This is a genomic window from Pseudoalteromonas sp. A757 (genome assembly GCF_004103285.1).
GTDB classification, from domain to species: Bacteria; Pseudomonadota; Gammaproteobacteria; order Enterobacterales; family Alteromonadaceae; genus Pseudoalteromonas; species Pseudoalteromonas galatheae.
Window position 1 is genome coordinate 41638 of the sequence record NZ_QNQN01000049.1, and the last position, 9539, is coordinate 51176.

Here is a 9539-nt window from a genome sequence, read left to right on the forward strand (position 1 = left end):
GCTTATAAACTCCCTCGAGCAAACTTAAACGCACTCGCCTGCTGTGCTTGTTTTACTAAATAAAATGCTTCTTTGAGTTGATGCCGTTCTAGAGAAGAGAGGTTTTCTGGGTTAATACAATTTCCTGGTAATCCTTCACGGTTGATTTGAGTCTTTAGCCGCAATTGTGTTAAGAACCGCCAACAGTCTTTTAAATTGTCGATATCCGACTTAGCAAGTAATGGGCTTTTAGTCAGTGTCTCTAGGCGCTCTAATGTGTTAGCCCTTGCAACCCCAACCTTTAGCGCATACAACCTAACCACATCGTTGATAATAGCAACCCCACGTTTTTTAAGATCTAAATACTTATGTTTGCTCTTGTCTTTTTCCAGTTTAAATTGTTGAAAGATCCCGATCGGTACCGAATTTGCGTTGATGTCTGTCGCCATTGCCGCATAAAACAGCTCGTTTCGACTGATCTGATCCAAAGATTGGCGAAGAGTCGCATAGAGATCGCTGGCGCCATCAATAAAACGCATATCAAAGTAGATCTTGCAATTAAGCATCGCTTTTGGCGTAGGAGACAAGATCCAATTGCTAAATTTGGCGGTCCACTGGGCAACTGTGCCACGGCAATCTATATTACTAGCCATGATATTTCCCGGGCAAGATTGAATACCGCACTCGTTGAGTTGCTCACAGACAAACGCGCCTAAAGCAGCAAAGTAACTGCGATCGTTTTCGCTGATATTGTCTGGTAGCAATAAACCATTGTCCTGATCTGAATGTAAGGTCTGCTCTTCCCGTGCCTGAGAGCCAAAACAGATCCACGCAAAGCGGCAAGGCGCGGCGCCATGTTGCTGTTGATATAAATAGATTAATCTTGATGTTAGTGCATCAGTGAGGCCGCTTAGTAGTTTGCCAATCAATGAAATATCTTCGATATGATAGGAAAATTGGCGTAATAGATCCGGGATCTCCTGAGCACAGCTTTTGATAGCCAAAAGGTTTTGTGCTTTGTAGATCCTGCCGATAAGCTGCACTGGATCACTTTTTTGCTGTCTCAGCAGATCGGTGCTGGTCAGCATGCCCAGTGGTTTATATGCTTCATTTAACACAGGCAAATGATGAATATTGTGCTTAAGCATTAAATGCAGGGCCGAAAACACACGGTTGTTTTCAAAAATATGTTTTGGCTTTTCCGTCATGATCTCAGCAAGTGGAGCACTGGGATCTTTGTCTTGCGCTAGAACTCGATTGCGCAGATCTCTATCCGTCACAACACCAACCAAGCGCGCTTGCTCCGTGACCATAATTGATGAAACACGATGCTGGCTCATCAATTTGGCAGCGTCACGAATACTCGCTGTTGGCGCGATAGTAACCGCATCTTTAGTCATTAGTTCAGATATTTTCCGCTCTGACCAAGTTTCGCTCTGCTGTTTATAACGAGAAGAAAGTAGTCGGTTGGCATGTGCTCTAACAAAGTATTGTTCAAACGATTTGTATTCTCGACGTAAAAAGTCAAAGTTCTGCTCATTGAGAATATAGACCAAACCATCTTTTTGAACTTCGATGCGATTTTGAATGGCATCACCAGTTAATAAAGAAGGATAACCAAAGTAGTCTCCCTCACTCATACGACCAATGACTTCGTCTTTAGCTGAGATCAGATCAACCACACCAGAGCGCAGCAAATATAGATTTGGCTTGCCATCTTGAAGCCAATCTTGTTGATTCGTCTGACTAAGATAAATAATTTCGATGTGTTTAGAAAAGTAGTTGGCAGCCGCTTCGGGCAATTCAGAAAACGGGGCTTGTTTATAAACAAATTGAAAGACATCTTGAATTTCTGGCGTCATACCTAACTGTCCTTTTAATCGTCTACAATTTTGCACTATCAAAAACAAATTTGCCCAGCACGCTGGCTGGGCAAATTCGATTAGCATTGCTTAGTGTGCGTGAGCAGCGCTAGATCCTTTCGGATTACGGATCCCATCAACCATCACTTTGACTTCTTCAGGTGTATCCGCAGTCACCTTCATAACCAGTGCAGCTACAACGAAGTTCACTAGCATACCTACAATACCGATCCCCTCAGGAGAAATCCCAAACAACCAGTTTGCAGGGGCATTTAGCTCAGGGCTGACAAACTTAAAGTAAATAATATAAGCCGCAGTGAAGCCTATACCCGTTACCATGCCGGCAATCGCACCTTCTTTATTCATGCGCTTAGAGAATATCCCCATGATAATTGCAGGGAAGAAACTCGCCGCAGCCAATCCGAAGGCAAATGCAACTACCGATGCAACAAACCCTGGCGGGTTTATGCCAAAATATGCTGAGATCCCAATCGCTACCATCGCAGCTAAACGCGCAGCCAGCAATTCTTGTTTATCGTTGATATCCGGCTTAATGGTACGCTTCAGCAAGTCATGTGATACCGATGTTGAAATAACCAATAGCAAGCCAGCGGTTGTCGATAGCGCCGCAGCAATGCCACCTGCAGCGACCAATGCAATCACCCATGCAGGTAGATTCGCAATTTCTGGATTTGCTAATACCATAATATCGCGGTCGATCTTCACCTCGTTTGCACTTGCTGGATCATCAATCTTGCCCGCAGAGTACTGCATTTTGCCATCACCATTCTTATCGTTGAACACGATTAGGCCTGTTCTTTCCCAGTTTTTCACCCACTGTGGTGCTTCTTCATAAACCGTACCACTACCATCTTTACCGTTAATCGTGTCGATCATATTCACACGAGCGAACGATGCAACAGCCGGTGCTGTTGTATACACGATAGCGATAAATACTAAAGTCCAAGCGGCTGAAATACGTGTGTCTTTTACTCTAGGAACGGTAAAGAAGCGAACGATTACATGTGGTAGGCCAGCAGTACCAACCATAAGTGCAGCGGTAATCGCAAACACATCAACCATACTCTTAGAGCCTTCGGTGTACTGCGCAAAACCGAGCTCGGTACTAAGTCCATCTAGCTTGTCGAGTAGATAAGTGCCCGAACCATCAGCCAACGTTGCGCCAAAACCGGTTTGTGGTAGCAAATGGCCTGTCATCATCAGTGAAATGAAAATAGCAGGAACTAAATAAGCAAAGACAAGTACACAATATTGAGCGACCTGCGTATAAGTGATCCCCTTCATACCGCCAAGTACCGCGTAGAAGAATACAATCACCATTCCGATGTAAACGCCCGTTTCGATATCCACTTCGAGGAAACGAGAAAACACCACACCAACACCACGCATTTGACCAGCAATATAGGTAAAACAGATGAAGATAGCACACAAAATCGCAACCACACGTGCAACCTGAGAATAGTAACGATCACCGATAAAATCAGGTACCGTGAACTTACCAAATTTACGCAAATAAGGTGCTAAACACAGAGCAAGTAATACATAACCGCCAGTCCACCCCATAAGGTAAACACCGCCGTCGTAACCAGCGAAGGAAATAATCCCCGCCATTGAAATAAAGGACGCTGCACTCATCCAATCTGCAGCAGTTGCCATACCGTTTGCAACAGGAGGTACGCCGCCGCCAGCAACATAGAATTCATTCGTGGACCCAGCTCTCGCCCAGATAGCGATACCGATATAGAGCGCAAAACTAAGGCCGACGATAATAAAAGTTAAAATTTGAACATCCATCGATTAGCCCCTCACTCGTCCACGCCGTATTTTTTGTCTAATGCATTCATTTTTGAAACGTAGACAAAAATTAACGCAACAAAAGTATAAATTGCGCCTTGCTGAGAAAACCAAAATCCGAGTTTAAATCCAAAAAAACGAACTTCGTTGAGCACATCAACTAACAGAATGCCAAATCCAAATGAGACGACAAACCAAATAGCGAGTAGCTTAAACATCAAGGCGAGATTTTCTGACCAATATGCTTTCGCTTGTTCTTCACTTTTAAAAGCCATTTTAAATCTCCTATCACCCGCTCCAACATAGAGCAAGTTGTGTTAATAGACCTTAATGAGAGTAGCAACGGCTTGGTAAGTTGAAATTGAGACCTTAGTCGTAACGGCAAGTTAACGTTTACGTAAACTGTAGGTGTATAGTATTCATAAGAATTAAAAAGTCTTTACAAACAAAAGGATAAGTCAAAGCAGGTTGGATGAAGATGTATTTTCAATGAGTAGATACGACAGTAAGACATTAGTCTAACTTGAATGGTGAATGAACGCCCTTACTTACCAAATAAAAACCTAACACTTTGATTGTTAATAAGATTAAAAGCTCAAATAAAATTATACAGTAAACTAGACTATGGGTGCCATTTGTTTGCTAAAGTATGACGGTATAAACAACAAAAACTATAACAAACACTATGACTGCCATTTTACTCCTCGTTGCCGCTGCTTATATTGGTGTACTTTTTTGGCTCGCCAACTGGGGAGATAAAACGACCCCCCGCGCACTCAAAATTAGTCATCATCCGTTTGTTTATGCTTTTTCCTTGGGGATTTATTGTACTTCTTGGACTTACTACGGTTCGGTAGGTACTGCGGCCACCAGTAGCTGGCATTACTTCCCCATTCTTTTAGGCCCCATTTTACTGTTTTTGTTCGGTCAGGGGTTTTTACGTAAACTCATATTGGTCAGTAAAAAGCAGAATATCACCACCATTGCTGACTTCATTTCAGCACGATACGGTAAACGCCAAACTACGGCCGTCATGGTAACGATGATAGCCCTATTGGCTACCATTCCGTATATTGCACTTCAGCTCAAAGCCTTGAGTAGTAGCTTCTTGTTATTACAGCAGGACGAGCAAGTGTCTGGCACTGCGCTCGCATTAGCTGGCACTTTAATCATGGCATTATTTGCGATTTTCTTTGGCACAAGAAAGGTGGATGTGACTGAGTATCGCTCAGGGTTGATGTTGGCTGTTGCTTTTGAGTCTATCGTTAAACTGCTCGCGCTCGGTATTGTAGCCGTGCTTGCATGGCAATCCTTAACTCAGGTTCCCGACTCATTTGAAGCATTGAGCGAACATTGGCAATCCTTTGACTTCTTTAACTTCAATTTTGTTGGACAAACGCTCATGGCAGCGGCTGCCATCGTCTGTTTGCCACGACAATTTCACGTTGTGGTGGTAGATAACCACAACACTTCACACTTAAAAACCGCACGCTGGGCATTTACACTTTACCTGTTATTGATAGCGGCCATGATCATACCGATCGCTACCGCCGCTATCCATCCCGACATTGGCTATGGTGCCGCACCAGATAGTTTCGTACTCGCTTTACCTATTATGATGGAGCATCCAATCCTCGCTACATTTGTATTTATCGGCGGTTTATCAGCGGCAACGGCCATGATAGTCGTTGCAACACTGACACTCAGTACAATGTTATCAAACGATGTAGTATTGCCTTTGTTGTTCAAGCGTAAATTTAAAAAGAACATTCTAAACAGCAGTTTTAAGAGTCAAATACTCTTAGTTCGGCGCTTTGTTATCGCCGCAATCTTATTACTTTCATATATGTACCAACAATGGTTTGGCCATGGTGAGGCACTCGCGAATATGGGATTAGTCGCCTTCTCATTAGTTACTCAGCTACTGCCTGCGATTGTCGGTGGGCTTTATTGGCGCAAAGGCCATGCGTATGGTGTATATGCCGGACTCATCGCGGGCTTTATCTGTTGGATGCTATTTCTTATGTTTCCAATTTTGGAAGCTGGTGGATTACTTGATTATGAAATGCGTCAGACCCTTATCACCCGAGGAACTTTACTTGCACTGCTCGCTAACATTAGCTGCTATATTAGCTTCTCTATCGGTGCACAGGAGCGCCTAATCGACCGTATTCAGGCTGCAGCATTCGTAAACCCTAAAGATCAGGCTGCACTATCTAAACGCTTGAATAAACAAGTTCGTGCTACCGTGTATGACTTTAAAGTGTTGCTACAAACCTTCTTGGGGGTTCAGCGCAGTCAGCAATTGCTTGGGCACTATGCTCAAAATAATATTTTAGAAGATAATGACGCGTACCCAGCTCCTGAATTTATCTCATTCTGTGAGCGTGCACTCACGGGAGTGCTCGGAGCTTCATCAGCCCAAGCTCTGATCCGTACCGTATCCTCTGGTCGCCAAATGGCATTTGAAGAGGTAGTTAACTTTTTTGATGAAACCACACAAGCACTGCAGTTCAACCAAAACCTACTTTATACCTCATTAGAAAATTTAAGCCATGGAATTTCGGTTGTTGATAAAGATCTAAAACTTGTTGCATGGAACAGGCGTTATCACGAGATGTTCGCCTACCCAGACGGTTTCTTAGAAGTTGGACAACCGATAGAGGAAGTGATCCGCTTTAACGCCGAACGCGGTGAATGCGGACCTGGTGAAATTGATAAACACGTCGATAAACGAGTTCAACATCTGAAAAATGGTACTCCTCACCACTTTATTCGCCACCGTCGTGATGGCCAAGTATTTGAGATGACGGGAAACCCGCTGCCTGAAGGCGGGTTTGTGACGAGTTTTTCAGATATTACCACACATATTGCGACGCAAAACGCACTGGAAGAAATCAATATGGATCTAGAGAACCGTATTGAGGCCAGAACCCAAGAGATCCGCACCATTAACATGGATCTTAAAGCGGAAATAGCCAATCGTCACGAAACAGAGCAGGCACTAATGGCCGCTAAAAAAGAAGCAGAACAAGCAAATGAGAGTAAAACCCGCTTCTTAGCGCTTGCCAGTCATGATATTTTGCAACCACTCAATGCCGCACGTCTGTACCTAGCAGCGATTGATAGCAACAATTTAATAAGTAAAGATCAGGGTAACTTTGAAAAACTCACCGATAGCCTAGACTCTACTGTACACCTGATGAGTGCGCTTTTGGATATTGCAAAACTTGAGCAAGGTGCAATGAAGCCCACTCCTAGGCACTTCAACATTGACGATATCTTACTACCACTGGCAAATGAGTATGCCATCATTTCAAAAGAGAAAGGTCTCGAACTTAAGGTGAGAAGCTCCCACAGCATTGTACACAGCGACACCACTTACCTGCGCCGGATCATTCAAAATCTGGTTTCCAATGCCGTTAAATATACCGACAGTGGCAAAGTGCTTATCGCCTGTCGACGCCGTAAACATAGTTTGAGGCTTGAAGTATGGGATACCGGCCCTGGTATTTCAAACCATGAGCAAAATAAGATCTTTAACGATTTTTATCGTATTCAAGCTGGCGATAATAAAGGTATTGGACTTGGGCTTGGTGTTGTGAAACGCCTATGCGATCTATTATCCATCACGATTTCAGTGAACTCGGTTGTCAATCAAGGCAGCCGCTTTGCCATAGATATACCCTATGGCAATGTGGATTTACTCCAAGTAAAAGAAGATATTAGCCAAAAGCCGCAAAACAAAACTCAACTTAATGTCATCGCGGTTGATGACGACCCGAAAAATTTAGAAGCCATGGCGAGCCTGCTAGATAAATGGCATTGCCACTACCAGCTGTTTTATAAGGTAGAGGACGCACTTGCTTACGCAAAACATAACTCCGCACCAGATGTTATTTTAATGGATTATCAACTTAACGATAACTGTGACGGGATCTCTTTGATCAAATCGCTACGCACCGCGTGGCAAGATACGATTCCAGCTATTTTAATTACCGCTGTGAGGGATGAAGAAGTAAAAGTCGCCGCTAAAAGTGAGCAGATCCATTACCTGTCTAAGCCAGTAAAGCCAGCGAAACTCAAGGCTCTGCTCAACCATGGGCGGTGAGCGCACAGACAGTTGCTGAATACCATAGCAATTGCAAAGTTTTTTGTCAGTAAGCGTTTATCTCACTGCCAATTCGCAGTATTCTGAAAGTTCGTTTAGATGAATTGGAATGAGGAAATGAGTTACGTACTAACGACAGAGTGTAAAGATGATATAGGACTGATCGCGAAGATAACAAGCCTTTGTCATGAGCACGACCTAAACATCACGCGCAATAATGAGTTTGTAGATAAAGAAGGACAGCGTTTCTTTATGCGTACAGAGCTCACAGGCACACCCAGTGATAACTTTCTAGCACAACTTCGTCAGTCATTACCAACTGGTGCCAAGTTAAACCTATACGGGCAAGAGCGAACAAAAGTGGTGCTACTTGCGACGAAGGAAGCACACTGCTTAGGCGGTGTGTTGCTTAAACAATATGAACAAGCATTCAATATTGAAGTGCAAGCAGTTATCGCAAACTATGATACGTTGGAACCCCTTGTTAAAGGTTTTGGTATTCCTTTTCATCTGGTATCACATGAAGGGTTGAGTAGAGCTGAGCATGACAGTGCAATGGCTGATTTAATCGAACAATATGATCCCGATATTGTTGGCTTGGCAAAGTATATGCGGATCTTAACACCGGAATTTGTCTCGCGCTTTGACGGGAAAATTATTAATATCCATCACTCATTCTTGCCCGCCTTTATCGGTGCAAAACCCTACCATCAGGCATTTGAGCGTGGTGTGAAAATTATTGGTGCTACCGCTCACTTTGTTAATGATGAATTAGATGAAGGACCTATTATTGCCCAAAATGTCACACAAGTTAGCCATGCTCAAAATGCTGAAGAAATGGCAAGAATCGGTAGAGACATTGAAAAAACAGTATTTTGTAACGCGTTGCAATTAGCCTGCGAGCATAAGCTTTTCATTAACGGCAATAAAACTGTCGTCTTTTCATAATCAGGATTAGAAACGCTGTTTAGCAGCATGGGAATTAAGCGCATGGATGCGTGAAGAAATTATACCAACTAGCTTAGTTAACTCCAGCTTGGGATAAGAATTTAAAAACAAGTGAACTATAAGCCTGTTCCAAGATCAGATCTTTCGACCAAAAAAGAAAGTGAGCTATTAAGGAACAGGCACGAATAAGTTAGTTGAGTGGTTTAGCGATACCGATGATTTTACGAGGTTTTCTAAATTCCAAACAAAAAAAACCATCGCATTGCTGCAACGGGTTTGACGTACATGGATGTACTAATGTCGATTAGAACCATGGATGAATGCTGTTAATCGACCTTTAATAAGGCCCTGGCTCGCTACGAACTAGGATGTTTAATTCTTTTTGTTTGAGAAGCCCAACAGCTCGGCGGGTAAACCACCTCCGACCACGCTGCTCAGTGCAGGTGCTGTGGTGGGAGCGAGCTTGCCTCGCGATGTGTTGATTGCTTGTGATATGTTTTCAAATCCCACATAGCAAAAAACCCGTCGCATTGCTGCAACGGGTTTCTCTAATAAGGCCCTGACGATGTTCTACTTTCACATGGGAAGCCCACACTATCATCGACGCTGTTTTGTTTCACTTCTGAGTTCGGCATGGGGTCAGGTGGTTCCAAAACGCTATGGTCATCAGGAAATTCTGTTCATTAATGAAGTATCCTTCATTAATATAAATCTGGAAAAAGCTTATTAAATTCTTCTGTCTACTTCAGTCTATTAACTTCTGTCGCTTATAAACCACTTTGGCGTTGTATGGTTAAGCCTCTCGGGTAATTAGTACGAGTTAG

5 protein-coding genes and 1 rRNA gene are annotated in these 9539 nt (G+C 43.3%); 2 read left to right on the top strand and 4 right to left on the bottom strand.

Annotated features, from left to right (window positions below; all coding sequences use genetic code 11):
* Positions 1-2 precede the first annotated feature (2 nt).
* The 3 genes from DRB05_RS01370 to DRB05_RS01380 form a co-directional block, all read right to left on the bottom strand.
* On the bottom strand, positions 3-1841 hold the full coding sequence (locus tag DRB05_RS01370) for a DUF294 nucleotidyltransferase-like domain-containing protein (RefSeq protein WP_128725340.1): 1839 nt from the start codon (positions 1839-1841) through the stop codon (positions 3-5).
* 90 nt (positions 1842-1931) lie between these two features.
* The gene (locus DRB05_RS01375) at positions 1932-3656 is read right to left on the bottom strand and encodes a sodium:solute symporter family protein (RefSeq protein ID WP_010607554.1); all 1725 of its coding nucleotides are present in this window, start codon (positions 3654-3656) and stop codon (positions 1932-1934) included.
* 11 nt (positions 3657-3667) lie between these two features.
* The gene (locus DRB05_RS01380; protein WP_010607553.1) at positions 3668-3931 is read right to left on the bottom strand and encodes a DUF4212 domain-containing protein; all 264 of its coding nucleotides are present in this window, start codon (positions 3929-3931) and stop codon (positions 3668-3670) included.
* 410 nt (positions 3932-4341) lie between these two features.
* Here DRB05_RS01380 and DRB05_RS01385 point away from each other — a divergent pair, with 410 nt between their 5' ends.
* The gene (locus DRB05_RS01385) at positions 4342-7767 is read left to right on the top strand and encodes a PAS-domain containing protein (protein WP_128725341.1); all 3426 of its coding nucleotides are present in this window, start codon (positions 4342-4344) and stop codon (positions 7765-7767) included.
* 117 nt (positions 7768-7884) lie between these two features.
* On the top strand, positions 7885-8715 hold the full coding sequence (gene purU, locus DRB05_RS01390; RefSeq protein ID WP_128725342.1) for a formyltetrahydrofolate deformylase: 831 nt from the start codon (positions 7885-7887) through the stop codon (positions 8713-8715).
* Positions 8716-9272: 557 nt separating this feature from the next.
* Here purU and rrf read toward each other — a convergent pair.
* A 5S ribosomal RNA gene (rrf, locus tag DRB05_RS01395) occupies positions 9273-9386 on the bottom strand.
* Positions 9387-9539: the final 153 nt, after the last annotated feature.